Origin of the sequence: Pseudoclavibacter endophyticus, from assembly GCF_008831085.1 — a bacterium.
Taxonomy (GTDB): Bacteria; Actinomycetota; Actinomycetes; order Actinomycetales; family Microbacteriaceae; genus Pseudoclavibacter; species Pseudoclavibacter endophyticus.
In genome coordinates this window covers 15,569-32,761 of record NZ_WBJY01000001.1, presented here as the reverse complement: position 1 = coordinate 32,761, position 17,193 = coordinate 15,569, and the positions used below count along the sequence as shown (strand labels likewise).

The following is a 17,193-nucleotide window of genomic DNA, read 5'->3' as shown; positions in this document are numbered from 1 at the left end:
TGACAGACCATCGCGCTGCAAAGGAGCACGCACATGCCGAACCCACTCATTGCGCTGAGGCGGGGCGCCGCCATAGGCGCCGTCGCCATACTCACCGCCACGCTTGCCGCGTGCGGTGCACCCGACGAAGCAGGCGGATCGCCGGCGACCGGTGGTGATCTCAACCTGCAGTTCAACGGGTCGCCGGTCAGCCTGAACCCCGCCCTCGCCGCCTCGGGCGGCAGCACGGTGTACACGCACCTCGCCTACGACCCACTCATCTATCTGGACTCGGACGGCGAGTACGTGCCGAGCCTCGCCGAGTCATGGCAGTACACGAATGACGACAACACGACCTTCGAGCTCGTCCTCCGCGACGGTGTCGAGTTCGCGAGCGGCGCCCCCCTCGATGCAGAGGCAGTGAAGGCGTCGATGGAGTACTTCCTCGAAGCCGGCGGCATGATGGTGCCACGCGTCGGCCCCATCGAATCGGTCGAGGCAGTCGCCGACGACACGGTGCACATCCACTACTCGGCACCGTACCCCGACGCGCCCCACTCGCTGACGCAGTACTTCCAGCTCGGCGCGATCATCGGACCGGACGGTCTCGCTGACCCCGACTCGCTGCTGACGACGAGTGACGGCACCGGTCAGTACATCTACGACGCGTCGCGTTCGGTCGTCGATGCCTCGTACGTCTACGAGCGCAATGCCAACTACTGGGCACCGGATGCGCAGATGTTCGACACCGTCACGGTGCACGTGATGGCCGAGCCCAACGCCGTGCTCTCGGCGATCTCGACGGGCCAGATCGACTACGCCATCGGTGACCGTCTCACTGCGTCGGCCGCCGAACAGGCGGGACTCGACGTACTGACCGCGCCGTACTACATCTGGGCCCTGCAGATCCTCGACCGCGACGGGGAGCTGAACCCCGCACTCGGCGATCAGCGTGTGCGGCAGGCGATGCAGATGGCGCTCGATCGAGACGCGATCGTCGACGCGATCGGAACCGAGTTCGCCGTGAAGAACGGCCAGGTCGTGAACGAGGGCGCGCAGGGCTACATCCCCGGCCTCGGTGAAGAGCACGACGTGGAGGCGGCGAAGCAGCTGCTCGCGGAGGCCGGATACCCGGACGGCTTCACGCTCCAGCTCGCGACGACACCGTCGATGGATCCGCAGAGCGTCAACGCCCAGGCGATTGCTTCGAGCCTCGAGCAGATCGGCGTCACCGTGGACATCGTGGTGGAGTCGACCGGCCTGCCACAGATGCTGCAGCGCAGCGAGTCGAAGGAGTTCGAGGCGATGGCCCTGCCCGTCACCGGCACCCACGTCGGTGAGGCGGTCCAGGATCTGAACGGTCGACTCAACCTGAACCCGTGGCAGGTCACCGACCCGGAGGTCACGGAGCTCTACAACGCGTCGCTCACCGCGTCGGAGGACGAGCGTCCCCAGGTATTCGAGCAGCTCAACGAGCGTTGGAACGAGCTCGCTTGGGTGCTTCCCGTCTACGCGCAGCAGCAGCTCTTCTACGTATCGGACGGGGTCACGAACGTCGTGGCGACGGCGGGGAACGCGAATCCTATGCCGGTCGGTCCCGCACCCGAGCACGTCTGGCAGCCGGCAACCGGCTAACACGAGGCACTCCGGAGGCTGGTCGGGCGCGGACGTGCTCGGCCAGCCGCCGGTGATCGGGTCGCGCACGGTGCCGGCTCGCAATGGAAGGGAGCAACGATGCTCACGCTGGTGCTTCGGCGCTTGCTCATGGCGATTCCGCTCTTACTCGTCGTCACGAGCGTCATGTTCGTGCTGACTTCGTTCATTCCGGGCGACCCGGCGCGCATCATTCTCGGCGAGAGCGCGTCTCCCGCCGCCGTCGAGGCGTTGCGAAGTCAACTCGGCCTCGACAAACCGCTCGCACAGCAGTACTTCGAGTGGCTCGCGGGGGTTCTCGGGGGCGATCTCGGAACGTCGATCTACAGCGGCGAGTCGGTCACGAATCTGCTCAACGGGCGCCTCGCGGCGACGGGTTCGCTCATTCTTCTTTCGACGATCGTGGTCTCGGTCATGGGCATCGCGCTTGGTATGGCGAGCGCCGTGAAGGGCGGGCGTCTCGGGCGTCTGCTCGACAGCATCTCGCTCGTGGGGCTCGCCCTGCCCAGCTTCTGGGTCGCCGTCGTCGCGGTCGCTCTGCTCGCCGTCGCCATCCCGCTCTTCCCCGCGACGGGCTATGTGCCGTTCGCCCAGTCGCCGGGAGGTTGGCTGCGGTCGCTCGTGCTGCCCGTTTTCGCACTGAGCCTCGTCGGCACGACGATCGTCGCCAAGCAGGTCCGCGATTCGGCGCTCGACGTGATGGGCAAGGACTATGTCCGCGTGCTGCGTGCCAACGGCATCGCCGAGCGGTCGATCCTGTTCCGTCACGTGCTTCGCAACGCGTCGATACCCGCGGTCACGATGATCGGTCTCGGGGCCATCGCATCGCTCACGGGCACCGTGTTCGTCGAGAACGTGTTCGTCATCCCCGGCCTCGGTCAGACCGCGGTATCGGCGACGCTCACGAAGGACCTGCCGCTCCTGCTCGGTCTCGGACTCTACTTCTCGATCTTCGTCGTCCTCATCAACCTCGCCACCGACCTCGCGTACGGCGTGCTCAACCCCAAGGTGCGTGCTGCATGACCACGTCGACGACCGCGCAAATCACGACGGCGACGCAACGCGACCCGTCGACGGGGCACGCCGGGCGGATGTTCGCGTCCCTGCGACGCAAGCCGCTCGGCGTCGCGGCACTCGCCTACCTCGCCTGCCTGGTCGTGGTGGCGATGTCCGCACCCGTGCTCGCCACCCACAATCCCGTCGGCGCGGATCTGACGGCCGTGCTGCAGGGTCCGTCGTCGGAGCACCTTCTCGGCACCGATGCCCTCGGGCAGGACGTGCTGAGCCGTCTGCTCTTCGGCGCTCGCGACTCGCTGATCGGCGTTGCGCAGGCACTCATCGCGTGGCTCCTCGTGGGCCTGCCGCTCGGCATCGCTGCCGGGTACCTCGGAGGCACGGCCGACCGTGTGATCATGCGCTTCGTCGATATCGTTCTCGCGGTGCCCAGCATCATCGTGACGCTCGCCGCCCTCGCGATCTTCAGCAACAGCATGCCGGCCGCCATGATCACGTTCGGCGCGCTCGGGGCCGCGAGCCTCGCCCGAGTCGCACGCAGCGCGGTGCTCGCCGTGCGCGAAGAGCTCTACATCGACGCCGCCCGCGTCACGGGGCTCCCCACGGTCCTCATCATGGTGCGGCATGTGCTGCCGCGAACCGTCGGGATCGTCATCATTCAGGCATCGCTCTTCTGCGCAATCGCGCTGGGAGTGCAGACCGGCCTCGCGTTCCTCGGATTCGGTCCGCCGCCCCCCGCGCCGACCTGGGGCGGAATGGTCGCCGAGGCCACCACCATGCTGCAACGTCATCCGTGGTTGCTCGTGCCCTCGGGGGCCGCCATCGCCGTGACCACGATGGCGTTCGGTCTGCTCGGCGACGCTCTGAGGGACGCCAATGCCGAGAAGCACGTGGCGGCGCCCACTCCGGCACGTCGGCGCGCGCGGGTGGCCGCGCCGGTCGAAGCGCCGGCCCCGACGGATGACGAGCTGCTCTCGGTTCGCGACCTCACCGTTGCGTTCACGAGCGAAGGGGTGCAGACCACCGTGCTCGATCGCGTGGGATTCGACGTGCGACCAGGCGAGACGGTCGGCCTCGTCGGTGAGTCCGGCAGCGGTAAGAGCCTCACCTCGCTCGCGGTGCTCGGCCTCCTGCCCTCGGGCGCCGAGATCACGGGCGGATCGATTCGCTATCGGGGCACTGAGCTGCCGTCGCTCGGTCCCGAAGAATATCGCCGGATGCGCGGCAGCGAGATCGCGATGATCTCGCAGGAGCCGATGGTCGCCCTCGACCCGTCGTTCCGCATTGGCACGCAGGTGGCCGAGGTCGTGCGAACGCACGACCGATGCTCACGGCGTGAGGGGCGCGAACGCGCCGTCCACCTGCTGGACCAAGTCGGGCTCACGGACCCCGAGGGTGTCGCCCGGAAGTTCCCGCACGAGGTCTCGGGCGGCATGGCCCAGCGCGTCGCGATCGCGCAGGCGCTTGCGGGCCGGCCGAAGCTCCTCATCGCCGACGAGCCGACGACCGCGCTCGACGTCACCGTACAAGCGGGCATCCTCGATCTCCTCGTTCGATTGCAGCGTGCGCACGGCATGTCAGTGCTGTTCATCACCCACGATTGGGGCGTCGTCGCCGACGTGTGCGAGCGCGCCGTGGTGATGTACGCCGGGCAGGTCGTCGAACAGGCGAGCGTCATCGACCTGTTCGAGCGACCCCAGCATCCCTATACCCGCGCGCTCTTGCGATCGAGCCCTCACCATGTCGCCAAGGGCGAGCCGCTGCCGGCGATCGGCGGCACCGTGCCGTCGCCGTCGGCGTGGCCAGAGGGATGTCACTTCGCCCCGCGCTGCCCGCTCGCGACCGCCGCCTGCACCCATGGGCCGATTGCGGAAGTGACGCTGCCGGGCGGGCGGACGAGCCGCTGCATACACGTCGATCAACTCAGGGAGCAGCCGGCATGACCGCGATCCATCAGGCCGACGCGACCGGCACTGGGGCGGCGGACCCCGCCGGGCAACCGCTGCTTGAGGTGTCGCGGCTGACCGTCGACTACGGCCGTGGGCGCCGTCGCTTTCGCGCGGTCGACGACGTGAGCCTGCACATCGGCCGTGGCGAGACCCTAGGACTGGTCGGTGAATCGGGCTCCGGCAAGTCGACCATTGGCCGGGCCATCCTCGGCCTCGTCAAGCTCGCGGAAGGCCGCATCCAGTACGGGGGCAGGGACCTCGGCGCGATGGGGCGCCGCGAACGCCGGACGCTCGGGAATCGCCTCCAGGTGATCTTCCAAGATCCCTATAGCTCACTCGATCCGACCAAGACCATCGGCTATACGCTCGCCGAGCCCGTTCGCCTGCACGAACGCGCGTCGAAGACCGAGGTGCGTCGGCGCGTGCACGAGATGCTCGCCCGCGTCGGTCTGCCGGACTCGGCGGCCGAGCGATACCCGAGCCAATTCTCCGGCGGTCAGCGGCAGCGCATCGCGATCGCCCGGGCGCTCATGTGCAGACCCGAGCTCGTGGTGTGCGACGAGCCCGTGAGTGCGCTCGACCTGTCGATTCAGGCCGAGGTGATGAACCTCGTCGCAGAAATGCAGCGCGAACTGCGCCTGAGCGTCCTGTTCATCTCCCACGACCTGAGCGTGGTGCGACATGTCTCGGACCGCATCGCCGTGCTTCGTCGAGGTCAAGTGGTCGAGGAGGGCGACGCGAACGAGCTCTCCCGTTCTCCGAAGCACGAGTACACGCGAGAGCTCCTCGCCGCGGCGCCCGTCCCGGATCCCTTGGAACAGCGACGCCGTCGGGAACAGCGCATGCGGGCGGCGCTCGAGGCCTGACATCGGAATGCCGACGGAGCGCCGGATGTTGCACCCGGCATGCGCGCGATGACGTATTCCCAGTATGGCGACCCGAGCATCCTGACCCTCACCGATCGGCCGCTGCCGAAGGTGGCGCCCGGCGCGGTGCGTATCAACGTGATGCGCGCGGCCGTGAATCCCGTCGACTGGAAACTCATGGGTGGCGGGCTCGATGCCGTGCTCGATGTGCTGTTCCCCGTCATCCCCGGATGGGACGTCGCCGGCGTCGTGGATGCCGTCGGTGCTGATACCCCCGAGTTCTCGGTCGGCGACCGGGTCGCCTCGTACGCCCGCAAAGACGTCGTGAGCGGTGGCACGTTCGCCGAGTACGTGTCGGTGCCGGCGACCTCGGTGGCGCGGATCCCCGAAACCGTCAGCTTCGACGAGGCCGCCGGCCTGCCCCTCGCCGGGCTCACGGCGCTGCGTATTCTCGAGACGCTGGAGGTCACGAGTGACGACACGCTGCTGATCCACGCCGCATCGGGCGGTGTCGGCACCTTCGCGAGTCAGCTGGCCGCCGCCCGCGGCGCGACGGTGATCGGCACCGCGTCGCCGAAGCACCACGAGCGTCTGGCCGGCCACGGGATCACGCCGGTCGAGTACGGCGACGATCTCGCCGATCGCGTGCGTGAGCACGCCCCCGACGGCGTGACGGCTGTCGCGGACCTCGTCGGCGGTCAGCTTGAGACGACGCTCGCGGTGCTCGCCGATGGCGGTCGGCACGCGTCGGTCGCCGACCCGTCGGTCGAGGAGCACGGCGGGCGAATCATCTGGGTACGCCCCGATGGCGAGCGGCTGGCGCGCCTGCTCGCTCTCGTCGCCGACGGAACGGTCGCCGTGCCGGTCGCCGGGCTCTATCCGCTCGCCGAGGCGGCTTCCGCGCTCGAAGCGAACCGCACGGGAGCGGTCAGCGGCAAGGTGCTCATCGACGCGTCGCGGTAAGAAGCTCCCGGCGCGTCGTGTAGGGCGCGGTCGGACGCCGCGCAGGGGCGTTCCGGTGGCGCGCACGACACGGTCACGACAGTGAAACGTGCGTCAGCGACAATATGCGCGTGAACGCAATACAAGCAGTGCCAGCCACCGACATCCGAGCACTCCTTCTGGACCTCGACGGGGTCGTCACCCCGACCGCAGAGGTGCATCGGCGGGCGTGGGCCGCGCTCTTCTCGAACGAGCTCCGCGCGAGGGGTGCATCCCCCGACTACTCCGACGACGACTACTTCACGTACATCGACGGGAAGCCGCGCCATGACGGCGTGCGCGACCTGCTCGCGTCGCGTGGCATCGCCCTCCACGACGGCCTGCCGACCGACGCACCCGATGCGGAGACGGTGTGGGGGCTCGGCAACCGCAAGAACGACGAGTTCGCGCGAATCCTCGCCGAGGAAGGCGTCACGCCGTATCCGGGCTCGATCGCACTCATCGATGCGGCCGAGGCCGCCGGTATCGCGATGGCCATCGTGACCAGCTCGCGCAACGGCAAACGGGTCTTGGAGGCGGCCGGTCTCGCCGACCGTTTCCCGGTCGTCGTCGACGGCGTCCGCGCCGCGCAGCTGCAGCTGCCGGGCAAGCCGTCCCCAGCGACGTACCTGCGCGCCGCCGAGGAGCTCGGGGTCCCGGCGGCCGACTGCGCCGTCGTGGAGGACGCCATTTCGGGGGTGGCCGTCGGAGCGGACGGCGACTTCGGGCTCATCATCGGTGTCGATCGCGGGGTTGGCGAGCACGCGCTTCGACGTGCCGGCGCGCACGTGGTCGTGAGCGACTTGGCTGAGCTCGTCGAGCACGTCCAGACTGGGGCGTTGCGCTGGAAGCAACCGAACGACCGAGGAGAGGAGGCGACGTCGTGAACGACGACACGATGCGTCAGTGGGTGAGCACGCTGCCGAGCGATGACAACTGGTTCGATGAGCCGCGGCCACGCCGGGCGGTCGAGCCAGGCGACGACTCGAGCGCGCCAGATCCGTCGGGGCGACACGGCGACGCTGCGACGGGCGATGTGCCAGATGGCGACGGCATCGACCGACTCAACTTCCCCGTTGACGAGTGGGCGCTCGTCGAGCGGCACTTCGACCGCGACCTGCAGGGGCGTACGGAGACGATCTTCACGGTCGCGAACGGGTACATCGGAATGCGTGGCAACTCACCCGAGGGCCGGTATGCCAGTGAGCACGGAACCTACATCAATGGATTCCACGAGACGTGGCCCATTCGGCACGCCGAGGAGGCCTTCGGGTTCGCGCGCGTGGGTCAGACGATCGTCAATGTTCCCGACGCGAAGATCATCCGGCTCTATGTCGACGACGAGCCGTTCGTGCTCGCGACCGCCGAGATCGAGTCGTACGAGCGGCGGCTCGACTTCCGCAAGGGCATCGTCACACGCGACCTCGTGTGGCGGACCCCCGGCGGCAAGCGCGTGCGGATCTACTCCAGCCGGCTCGTGTCCTTCAGCGACCGGCACCTCGCGCTGCTCGAGTACGAGGTCGAGGTGCTGGGCGACGAGGCGTCGGTTGTCTTCTCGAGTCAGCTGCTCAACCGTCAGGACGGTGTCGACGAGTACCGGTCGGCCAAAGGATCGAAGAACGGTGGGAATTCCTTCGGCAGCGGCGCCGACGAGCGCTTCGACCCCCGCCAGGCCGAGCAGTTCGTCGAGCGCGTCCTTGACCCGCGCATCCAGGACACCAGCGGGGACCGCATCATCCTCGGCTATCAGACCCGCAATTCGGGCATGACGATCGCGTGCGCGGTCGACCACCGGCTCACCATCAACGGCGTCGATGTTGCCAGCGACCTCGCGGCACTCGACGACACGATCGACGTGGCGAGCGACACCGAACTCGCTGAAGACCTCGCCAAACGTGTGTACCGGATGCGAGCAAGGGCCGACACGCCGATCAAGCTCACGAAGTACGTGAGCTACCACACGGCGTCATCGGTGCCGACGCGTGAGCTCGCCGACCGGTGCAACCGCACGCTCGATCGGGCGCTCGATGAGACCGTCGAGACGCACCGCGCGCGTCAGCTCGCGTGGTTGGAGCAGTTCTGGGAGAGCTCGGATGTCGTTCTGCGCGGGCAGCCCGATCTGCAGCAGGCGATGCGGTGGAATCTGTTTCAGCTCGCGCAGGCGTCGGCGCGCGGTGATGGCCTCGGGATCGCGGCGAAGGGCGTGACCGGTTCCGGTTACGGGGGGCACTACTTCTGGGACACAGAGGTCTTCATGCTCCCCTTCTTGACGTACACGCAGCCGCAGATCGCTCGCAACGCGCTGCGCTTCCGGCACACGACGATCGACGCCGCGCGCGAGCGCGCCGCCGAGCTCAACGAGCGCGGTGCGCTGTTTCCGTGGCGAACCATCAATGGCGAGGAGTCGAGCGCCTACTACGCCGCGAGCACGGCGCAGTACCACATCGACGCCGACATCTCGCACGCCATCGCCCAGTACGTCGCCGCGACCGGCGATACGTTCTTCCTGATCAACGAGGGAATGGACGTTTTGGTCGAGACCGCACGCATGTGGTCGGATCTCGGGTTCTGGCGCCGCGGCGATGCCGCGTCGTTCCACGTCCACGGTGTCACGGGACCCGACGAGTACACGACCGTCGTCAACGACAACCTCTTCACGAACGTCATGGCGCAGGAGAACCTGCAGATCGCGGCCGACGCGGTGGAATGGCTCCGTTCGCGGCACCCGGACGATTACGACCGGCTCGCGGCACGCCTCGACCTGCGGGAGGACGAGCTCGGCGAGTGGCGTCGGGCCGCCCGGCACATGCACATTCCCTATGACGAGAACCTCGGCGTCCATCCTCAGGACGCCTCGTTCCTCGACAAGGAGGTATGGGATCTCGATCACACGCCGGATGAGCAGCGACCGCTCCTGCTGCACTTCCACCCGCTCGTGATCTACCGGTTCCAGGTCATCAAACAGGCCGACGTCGTGCTCGCCCTCCTCCTGCGCGGGGATTGCTTCACCGCGGAGGAGAAGCTGCGCAACTTCGAGTACTACGACGTGCTGACGACCGGCGATTCGAGCCTTTCCGCCGTCGTGCAGTCAATCGTGGCGGCCGAAGTCGGGCACATGCGTCTCGCCCTGAAGTACTTCCGGCACGGTGCGTTCGTCGACCTCGGCGACCTGCACGGCAACACCAATGCCGGTGTGCACGTCGCGTCGGCCGGTGGCATGTGGATGGCGGCGGTCAATGGCTTCGCTGGGATGCGCGACCACCGCGGCATCATCTCGTTCGATCCGCGCTTGCCAGATGGTTGGCAGGGCATCGACTTCAAGCTGCGGCTGCGCGACTCGCGCATCAGGGTCGAGCTTCGCACGGAGTCGATCGCGTTCACGCTGGAGTCGGGCGACGCCGTGCGGGTGCAGGTGCGCGGCGAGACGGTCACGGTCGAGCCCGGCGAGCCGCGCATCGTGCCACTCGCGCATCAGGGGGAGCGCCGTACGCGCGAGCTGAGCATCGACACGATCACGGGCGCCTACCGGTCCGACGGGTCGCCGCTCACGGCCTCGGTGCCCGTGGTGACGGGCGCCATCCCGATCGGCGAGTCGTCCCCGGTGATGAGTCACGGTGCCGCCGGACATCCGCTCGATCATTCGGATGCTCGGAGCGTCCCCCCGGGCGCGTAGCGGGCGCTCCGCCGCGGCTTCGTCACACGAACGCGTCGGGGAACAGCGACGACTCCTCGACGCCGGGGGAGTAGGCGGCGAGGTCGGTCACTCCGGCCTCGGCGAGCACGTCTTCGCACAGCAGCGTTTCGCCGTTGCGGGCGCGCCCCGTCAGGAGCTCGTACGCGGCGTCCGCATAGAGCTCGGGCGATCTGCTGCGCCGCATGAGCTCGTCGCCGCCGATCACATTCGCGACCGCCGCCGTCGCGATCGTCGTCCGTGGCCAGAGCGTGTTCGCCTCGAGCCCGCGGTCGGCGAACTCGTGAGCGTGGCCGAGCGTCGTGAGCGTCATGCCGTACTTCGCCGTCATATAGGCGGGATACGCCGCGAGCCACTTCGGTGCGAGGTTCAGGGGCGGCGAGAGGGTCAGCACCCGGGGGCGGCTCGAGTCGAGCAGATGAGGCATGGCCGCGCGCGTGAACAGGAACGTGCCGCGCACGTTGATCTGGTGCATGAGGTCGTAGCGCTTGGCAGCGACTTCGAGCGAACCGTCGAGTGAGATCGCGCTCGCGTTATTCACGACGATATCGATGCCACCGAACGTGTCGACCGCAGCCGCAACGGCTCGGTCGATGTCGGTCTCTTCGCGCAGGTCCCCTACGACCCCCACTGCGCCACCGCCGGCGGCGCGGATCTGCTCGGCCGCGGTGTGCACCGTGCCTTCGAGCTTGGGATGTTGCCGATCAGTCTTGGCGAGGAGCGTCACGTTCGCGCCGTCCCGCGCTGCCCGGAGCGCGATGGCGAGCCCGATGCCGCGCGAGCCGCCCGACATCACGATCGACACTCCTCGTAGGGAGGCCGCGGAGTTCCGTGTGTCGTCCGTCGCAGGTGCGGGCGTGGCGGAGGGGGTGGGTGGATCCGACAGCGTCGGCTCGGTTGCGCGTGCTGAAGGTGTGGCGTCGGTCATGTCATCCCATCGTTGCAGCGCCGCCTGTGCGGCGCACGGCGTGGAGGCGAGGTGCGTACGGAGATCCTCCCTCCTCCGAACGGATCGGGCGCGAGTGTTGGCACCACGATCCAATGAATCGCCGGCATGGGCGACGCATGCGGTCACCATCGCACCACGAGCCGCCGGGTTTCGTTGTGTGTCGGCGGCGATTGGCGGCAGCGGGCGCGATCTCTACGCTCGTCGATCGTGGCGCGGCTGACCCGCGCCTGTTCGCTGTTTCCGGAAAGGACCACCATGCCCCGATTCACCAAGGCGCTCGCCGCGCTCGGCGCCGCAGCGCTCGTCGGCACACTCGCCGCCTGCGCGCCCGCGGGCGACGACGACGTCATTCGCATCGGCGTCGTCGGCGCCGCGGACCCCGAGTGGGCGCTCTTCACCGAGGCTGCTGCGGCCGAGGGCATCACCGTCGAGGTCATCGACTTCGGCGAGTACACGCAGCCCAACCCGGCGACGACCGCGGGCGATATCGATATCAATCAGTTCCAGCACATCCAGTTTCTGGCCCAGCACAACGTCGACTCCGGCGACGACCTCCAGCCCCTCGGTTCGACGGCCATCTACCCGCTCGGTCTCTACTCGGACAAGCACGACGACGTGGCCGCGATTCCCGAGGGCGGCCGCATCGGCATCCCCAACGACATCGTGAACCAGGCCCGTGGCCTGCTCGTGCTGCAGTCGGCCGGCCTCGTCGAGCTCGAGGGCGGCGGAAACGCCTACTCGACGGTCGACGACATCGATACGGCGGCGAGCAAGGTCGAGATCGTGCCCATCGACGCCGACAAGATCGGCACGTCGATGCCCGACCTTGAGGCCGCGATCATGAACAACGACTTCCTCGAGGCCGCGGGCTTCCAGGCGGCCGACGCGATCGCGGAGGACGACCCGGCCGACCCCGCCGCGCTCCCGTACGTCAACATCTTCGCCACGACCGCCGACAACGTCGACAACGAGACCTACCTCAGGTTGGTCGAGCTGTACCACGAGTCGCAGGACGTCCTCGACGCCGTGCAGGAGGGCGCCGGCGGCACGGCCGAGTTCGTGAACCTCCCCGCGAGCGAGCTGCAGGCCTCGCTCGAGGAGACGCAGGCGGCCTACGCCGAGACCAAGGAGTAGCGCCTAACGGCGAACCGGCGACCGATTAGGCTCATCCGGTACACGCGTCGCGGGGCCCCGTTCGGGCCCCGCGACGGCGCGCGAATGCTGATGAGAGGATCTCGCATGGCCCTGATGAGCCTTCGCGATGTCGTGAAGCACTACCCATCGGCACGGAAGGGTGGCGGGCCGATCCGTGCCATCGACGGCGTCTCGCTCGACATCGAGGCCGGTGACATCTACGGCATCATCGGTTACTCCGGGGCCGGGAAATCGACGCTCGTGCGGCTCATCAACGCCCTCGAACGGGTGTCGAGCGGCTCCATCGAGATCGACGGTACCGACATCACCACGTTGCCTGAGCCCAAGCTCCGCGCAGTGCGCGGCGGCATCGGGATGATCTTCCAGCAGTTCAACCTCTTCAACTCTCGCAACGTGGCTGGCAACGTCGCCTACCCGCTGCGGGTCGCCAAGTGGCCGAAGGCGGACCGCGAGCAGCGCGTAGGCGAGTTGCTCGACTGGGTCGGCCTCAGCGACCGGGCCCGCAACTACCCGGATCAGCTGTCCGGCGGCCAGAAGCAGCGGGTGGGGATCGCCCGCGCGCTGTCGACGAAGCCGCGCATTCTGCTGGCCGACGAGGCCACGAGCGCCCTCGACCCGCAGACGACCGAGGACGTGCTGGGACTGCTCCGCCGTGCCAACGAGGAGTTCGGGGTCACGATCATCGTGATCACGCACGAGATGGATGTCGTGAAGTCGATCTGCAGTCACGTCGCGGTCATGGAAGAGGGCCACATCGTCGAGCGAGGCGAGGTCTTCGACGTGTTCTCGTCGCCGCAGTCGCCCGCCACGCGCCGGTTCGTCTCGACCGTCGTGCAAACCGTGCCGAGCGCACAGGAACTCGCCGAGCTCCGCAGTCGCCACGACGGCCGGCTCGTGAGCGTTGGCGTGAAATCGGGCGAAACCAACCAGGCCGAGATCTTTCGACGCTTCGGGGACGCCGACGTCGACGTCGAGCTCGTCTACGGGGGCATCACCGAGATCTCGGGAAAGTCGTTCGGGCAGTTGACCTTCTCCCTCAGTGGCAACGCCGAGGATATCGACCGGGCGATCGCCGGCGTGCGTGAGATCGCCGAGGTCGCCGACACGGAACGCCTCGTCGATGAACTCGCGACCCCCGACAAGCGCACGGGGAACCGCATCGGAAGCGCAGGCGACCATCCCCCGGAATCCGATGGAACGCCCGGCATGGGGCTTGGACCGGGGGCCCTCTGATGTTCGGGGGAGCAGAGCTCGGAGACTTCCTGCTCACGCTCGCGGATGCGACGTGGCAGACACTGTTCATCGTCCTCGTCAGCCTCGCGGGTGGCGGCGTCGGCGGGCTCGCCCTCGGCCTCGGCGTCTACCTCACCCGGCCGGGCAACCTCTACGCGAACGCCCTCGCGCACACGGTGCTCAACATCGTCGTGAACTTCGTGCGGCCGATCCCCTTCCTCCTCCTGCTGGTGATCCTCGTGCCGTTCGCGCGCGTCGTGGTCGGGACCGGCATCGGAAACCCGCCCGTGATCTTCGCGATCTCCGTCGCCGCCGTGTTCGGCATCAGCCGCATCGTCGAGCAGAACCTGCTCAGCGTCTCACCCGGCGTCGTTGAGGCGGCGAGATCGGCCGGTGCAGGGCGGTTCCAGATCGTGTGGAGCGTCATCATCCCCGAGGCGCTCGGACCACTCATCCTCGGCTACACCTACATCTTCGTCGCGCTCGTCGACATGTCGGCGGTCGCGGGCTGGATCGGCGGGGGAGGCCTCGGCACCTACGCGGTGCAGGACGGCTTCCGCCGCAACGAGTGGACCATCATCATCGCCGCGGTGGTCGTCATCATCGTCATCGTCCAGGCCGCGCAGTTCCTCGGGAACTTCGTCGCGAGGAAGGTCCTGCGTCGGTAGACCGGCGAGTGGGGCGGTCGTGCTCGACACGCAGCCGGGTGGGCCCGCGCGGGCGGGCGGCGCTGGCCGCGTAGCATCGGTTCGACACACGTCCGTCACCGCGCAGGTCAGCAAAGGAGGTCCGCGTGCATGTCCGGCTCGCCTCCTACGGCGTCATCATCCACGAGGAGCGGATCCTGCTCGCGCACTGGCGCGACCGAGGCCGGAGCGGCTGGACCCTCCCTGGCGGCGGGGTCGAGCCCGGCGAGGATCCCGTTGAGGGTGCGGTGCGCGAGATCTGGGAAGAGACAGGCTTCCACGCGTCGATCGACGAGCTGCTCGGGATCGATTCGATGATCATCAAGACCTCCGACCGGCTCATCGGCGGCCGCGGACCCATGCAGGCCTTGCGCATCATCTACAGAGCGTCGATTCTTGGCGGCGAACTGCGCTCCGAAGTCGGCGGTTCGACCGACGAGGCGCGCTGGTTCGACCTCGACGAGCTCGCCGACCTGCGCACCGTTTCACTCGTCAGGGCCGGTCTGCGCCTGTTCACCGAGCGCCCCACGAACGGCCGTCTCATCGACTGACGTCCGCCGGGCAGCCGGCCTGAAACGACGGCGCCCGCCCACTCGTGCTGCACTCTGACGAGCAGGCGGGCGTCCCCGCGTCGGGGGGCCGGGAGGCGTGCACGTCGCACGGCCCCCGGGAGCCGTGGTCAGATCAGGCCGCGCCCGTTCCTGTGCGCATCGATCCACTCCTTGATGAATGCGCGGCCGATGACGATCATGACGCCGAGCACGATGACCGGGAAGGCCAGGACGTACACGGTCAGGGCAATGGTGCTCATTGGTTACTCCTTCGTGGTGGAATTCGCGGTGCGGGCGCCAGCGGGGCCGGACACGGTGTCGGCCGCTTGGGCGGTTTCGTCCGTTTCCGGGTCATCGCCGAGCGCATGCCGATGCTCGGTGTCGAAGTCGCCCGTGCGCTCCTTGATGACGCTGAAGTCGAATTCCCGCTTCGACCGGAACGAGAGGAAGAAGCAGAGGATGGTGCTCGCGGAGTAGGCGACGAGCGAGCCGCTCAGGGTGGCGTACTCGTGGAGCGTGCCGATCGCGAACGGCGCAGCGGCGACGGCTGTGACGACGCCGACGATGTACGCAGTGCGCAAACCGAAGAACCCGAACGCCATGAGGCCGAAGATCACGCCGATCCCGAGCACCGCCAGCACGTCGACCGCGATCGCGAGCGCGAAGAATCCACCCCCGTAGGGGAACAACTCGAACCGAACGGGAATGAAGATCGCGATGCCGGCGAGCGCGCCCACGACGAAGCCCACGTTCGTGACCTTCTTCCAGTAGAAGCTCGCGATGACCGGGAACACGAGCGCGCCCCACAGGGCACCGACGAAGACGAGCAGGTCGAGAATGCTGAACTCGAAGCTGGCGAACACCACGGCGAGCGCCGTCGCGGCGATCATCGTGATACGGCCGACCCAGATCATCACGGCCGGATTCGCACGTTGCTTGCCCGCGATGTTCTGGCCGTAGACATCCGCCATCACGATCGACGACATCGCCGAGAGGTCGGAGTCGGCCGTCGACGCGAGGGCACCGATGATCATGACGAATACGAGGCACAGCAGCGCGAAAGGCAAGTAGCTCGCGGCCATCTCGGGGATCAGGTTGTCCGTGTTGCCGCCCGTCGGCTCGAAACCCAGGTACAGGGCGAGTACGCCGAGCATGCCGACGCCGATCACCATGGCCCCGTATCCGACGGTCGCCGTGATGAACGTGGGCCGGATCAGGTCTTTCCGCACGGCGAAGAGCCGCTGAGCGATCGTCTGGTTGCCGATCGCGTAGGCGAGCACCGCCGCGATGTACGGCGCTCCCTGGTTCATGAAGGCCTCGGACGAGAAGAAGTTGCTCTGCTCGGGGGTGAGGTTCGCTGCGCCGGTTTCGAACGCCGCAGGGAAGTCGGCGGCGACGAAGATCACCGGCACCACGATCACGACGGTCGCGAGCATCGCCATGACTTGGATGAAGTCGGTCAGCACCGAAGCTCGGAACCCCGACCACAGCGTGTAGAGCAGCACTCCCGCGGCGATGGCGATGACGCCCTGCACGAAGTTGAAGGGCGAGAGCATCGAGATCAGCACGCCGCCGGCGATGAAGTTCGACATGAGGCTGATGAGACTGCCCACGATGTTCGAGCTGGCGAGCATCAGCTGGCTGCCGCGACCGTGCCGGGCGTACATGACCTCCGCAAGCGTGTGCGCCTTGGGCGCGACCTCGCGGATCCGCTTGCCGAACGGGTAGATGAACAGAATCATCAGGGCGCCCCAAAGCCCGTAGTGGATGGGTCCAGAGATGCCGTACGTGTAGCCGGAGCTGGCCGATGCGTACATGGATGAGGCCCAGATCCAGGTCGCTGTCATGCTCGCTGCGGAAATGCCGAAACCGATGCGGTTTCCCGCGGTCATGAAGTCGTCGGCGTTCTCGCGACGGCGCCGGATGCGGAAGGAAATCAGGAAGGTTCCGCCGAAGAAGACCACCATCAGCGCGATGACGGCGACGGCCCCCAACTGTATTGGCTCAGTATCGCTCACGTTCGCTCTCCACTCTCTCGTCGTCGAATTGTCGGCGGCACGGGGGCGAACCGGATGCTCGCTCGCGCCGGATCCCGGCGTTCGGTGCATCGATGGGGGCGGAGAAGCAAGCCGTGGAGTACCCGCACGGCAACCCAGGCGGCAGCCACGCGCGGTCGCTCGCCCACCGACATTCGCTCGCGCCATGGCGCGGCCGCCCGGGATCAGGCGCTGACCTGATTGTCAGCGGATCGGCGGTCGCGCGACGGACCGAGGGTGCCCGGATTGCGGGCACGCCACGCGGCACCGTCAGGCGCGGAGCGGGATGGCCCGGAAGGCGAAGACACTGATCAGGTGTCCGCGCGCGGTTCCCCGACTTTGCACGGGCCGAATCCTCGAACGGTCCACGACCATAGCATGAAGAGAATTCTCAGGAATGTCACGGTCGGAGACGGAGACACCGGGCGGGCGTGACAGGGATGGCTGTGG

Annotated in this window: 14 protein-coding genes and 2 pseudogenes; 13 read left to right on the top strand and 3 right to left on the bottom strand. The window is 67.8% G+C overall.

Features of this window, described 5'->3' with window-relative positions:
• Positions 1 to 33: 33 nt before the first annotated feature.
• The 9 genes and pseudogenes from F8O04_RS00145 (at position 34) to F8O04_RS00115 (ending at position 10,115) form a co-directional block, all read left to right on the top strand.
• Complete coding sequence (locus tag F8O04_RS00145) at positions 34 to 1,614, top strand: ABC transporter substrate-binding protein (RefSeq protein ID WP_158027314.1); 1,581 nt, start codon at positions 34 to 36, stop codon at positions 1,612 to 1,614.
• Between the two features lie 99 nt (positions 1,615 to 1,713).
• Positions 1,714 to 2,655 (top strand): ABC transporter permease, encoded by a 942-nt coding sequence (locus F8O04_RS00140; RefSeq protein ID WP_158027313.1) that lies wholly within the window; start codon positions 1,714 to 1,716, stop codon positions 2,653 to 2,655.
• Positions 2,652 to 3,509, top strand: a pseudogene (locus F8O04_RS15330) (ABC transporter permease); the annotation flags it as partial. The gene F8O04_RS00140 and the pseudogene F8O04_RS15330, both read left to right, overlap by 4 nt.
• Positions 3,510 to 3,614: 105 nt before the next feature.
• Positions 3,615 to 4,142 (top strand): annotated as a pseudogene (locus F8O04_RS15325) (ATP-binding cassette domain-containing protein); the annotation flags it as partial.
• Positions 4,143 to 4,220: 78 nt separating this feature from the next.
• On the top strand, positions 4,221 to 4,589 hold the full coding sequence (locus F8O04_RS15320) for an oligopeptide/dipeptide ABC transporter ATP-binding protein (protein ID WP_450091381.1): 369 nt from the start codon (positions 4,221 to 4,223) through the stop codon (positions 4,587 to 4,589).
• Positions 4,586 to 5,461 (top strand): ATP-binding cassette domain-containing protein, encoded by an 876-nt coding sequence (locus F8O04_RS00130; protein ID WP_158027312.1) that lies wholly within the window; start codon positions 4,586 to 4,588, stop codon positions 5,459 to 5,461. The genes F8O04_RS15320 and F8O04_RS00130 overlap by 4 nt, the downstream gene beginning before the upstream one ends.
• A gap of 48 nt (positions 5,462 to 5,509) precedes the next feature.
• The gene (locus F8O04_RS00125; RefSeq protein WP_308420197.1) at positions 5,510 to 6,424 is read left to right on the top strand and encodes an NADP-dependent oxidoreductase; all 915 of its coding nucleotides are present in this window, start codon (positions 5,510 to 5,512) and stop codon (positions 6,422 to 6,424) included.
• Between the two features lie 110 nt (positions 6,425 to 6,534).
• Complete coding sequence (locus F8O04_RS00120; protein WP_225734776.1) at positions 6,535 to 7,329, top strand: HAD family hydrolase; 795 nt, start codon at positions 6,535 to 6,537, stop codon at positions 7,327 to 7,329.
• Positions 7,326 to 10,115, top strand: coding sequence for a glycoside hydrolase family 65 protein (locus F8O04_RS00115; protein WP_225734775.1), 2,790 nt, complete (start codon positions 7,326 to 7,328; stop codon positions 10,113 to 10,115). Before F8O04_RS00120 ends, F8O04_RS00115 begins: the two co-directional genes overlap by 4 nt.
• A 22-nt stretch (positions 10,116 to 10,137) precedes the next feature.
• Here the strand turns inward: F8O04_RS00115 and F8O04_RS00110 are convergent, their stop codons facing one another.
• On the bottom strand, positions 10,138 to 11,019 hold the full coding sequence (locus F8O04_RS00110; RefSeq protein WP_225734958.1) for an SDR family oxidoreductase: 882 nt from the start codon (positions 11,017 to 11,019) through the stop codon (positions 10,138 to 10,140).
• 318 nt (positions 11,020 to 11,337) lie between these two features.
• On the opposite strand from F8O04_RS00110, the gene F8O04_RS00105 reads away from it, so the two are divergent.
• From F8O04_RS00105 to F8O04_RS00090, 4 genes are all read left to right on the top strand, one after another.
• Positions 11,338 to 12,216, top strand: a complete 879-nt coding sequence (locus F8O04_RS00105) for a MetQ/NlpA family ABC transporter substrate-binding protein (RefSeq protein WP_158027308.1) — start codon at positions 11,338 to 11,340, stop codon at positions 12,214 to 12,216.
• A 105-nt stretch (positions 12,217 to 12,321) separates the two neighbouring features.
• Positions 12,322 to 13,470: a methionine ABC transporter ATP-binding protein gene (locus F8O04_RS00100; RefSeq protein WP_158027307.1), complete on the top strand. Its 1,149-nt coding sequence runs from the start codon at positions 12,322 to 12,324 to the stop codon at positions 13,468 to 13,470.
• On the top strand, positions 13,470 to 14,138 hold the full coding sequence (locus tag F8O04_RS00095) for a methionine ABC transporter permease (protein WP_158027306.1): 669 nt from the start codon (positions 13,470 to 13,472) through the stop codon (positions 14,136 to 14,138). The genes F8O04_RS00100 and F8O04_RS00095 overlap by 1 nt, the downstream gene beginning before the upstream one ends.
• A 125-nt stretch (positions 14,139 to 14,263) precedes the next feature.
• A complete protein-coding gene (locus F8O04_RS00090; RefSeq protein WP_158027305.1) occupies positions 14,264 to 14,707 on the top strand; it encodes an NUDIX hydrolase in 444 nt (147 codons plus the stop codon).
• Positions 14,708 to 14,835: 128 nt separating this feature from the next.
• Here F8O04_RS00090 and F8O04_RS14925 read toward each other — a convergent pair whose 3' ends face one another.
• On the bottom strand, positions 14,836 to 14,967 hold the full coding sequence (locus F8O04_RS14925; RefSeq protein ID WP_225734773.1) for a putative transporter small subunit: 132 nt from the start codon (positions 14,965 to 14,967) through the stop codon (positions 14,836 to 14,838).
• 3 nt (positions 14,968 to 14,970) lie between these two features.
• Positions 14,971 to 16,674, bottom strand: coding sequence for a sodium:solute symporter family protein (locus F8O04_RS00085; protein WP_225734957.1), 1,704 nt, complete (start codon positions 16,672 to 16,674; stop codon positions 14,971 to 14,973).
• Positions 16,675 to 17,193 lie beyond the last annotated feature (519 nt).

Coding starts and splice junctions, on each gene's coding strand:
- F8O04_RS00125 (WP_308420197.1), top strand. CDS start 5,510: ATGACGTATTCCCAGTATGGCGACCCGAGCATCCTGACCCTCACCGAT.
- F8O04_RS00145 (WP_158027314.1), top strand. CDS start 34: ATGCCGAACCCACTCATTGCGCTGAGGCGGGGCGCCGCCATAGGCGCC.
- F8O04_RS15320 (WP_450091381.1), top strand. CDS start 4,221: ATGTCAGTGCTGTTCATCACCCACGATTGGGGCGTCGTCGCCGACGTG.
- F8O04_RS14925 (WP_225734773.1), bottom strand. CDS start 14,967: ATGAGCACCATTGCCCTGACCGTGTACGTCCTGGCCTTCCCGGTCATC.
- F8O04_RS00100 (WP_158027307.1), top strand. CDS start 12,322: ATGGCCCTGATGAGCCTTCGCGATGTCGTGAAGCACTACCCATCGGCA.
- F8O04_RS00130 (WP_158027312.1), top strand. CDS start 4,586: ATGACCGCGATCCATCAGGCCGACGCGACCGGCACTGGGGCGGCGGAC.
- F8O04_RS00105 (WP_158027308.1), top strand. CDS start 11,338: ATGCCCCGATTCACCAAGGCGCTCGCCGCGCTCGGCGCCGCAGCGCTC.
- F8O04_RS00085 (WP_225734957.1), bottom strand. CDS start 16,674: ATGGTGGTCTTCTTCGGCGGAACCTTCCTGATTTCCTTCCGCATCCGG.
- F8O04_RS00095 (WP_158027306.1), top strand. CDS start 13,470: ATGTTCGGGGGAGCAGAGCTCGGAGACTTCCTGCTCACGCTCGCGGAT.
- F8O04_RS00140 (WP_158027313.1), top strand. CDS start 1,714: ATGCTCACGCTGGTGCTTCGGCGCTTGCTCATGGCGATTCCGCTCTTA.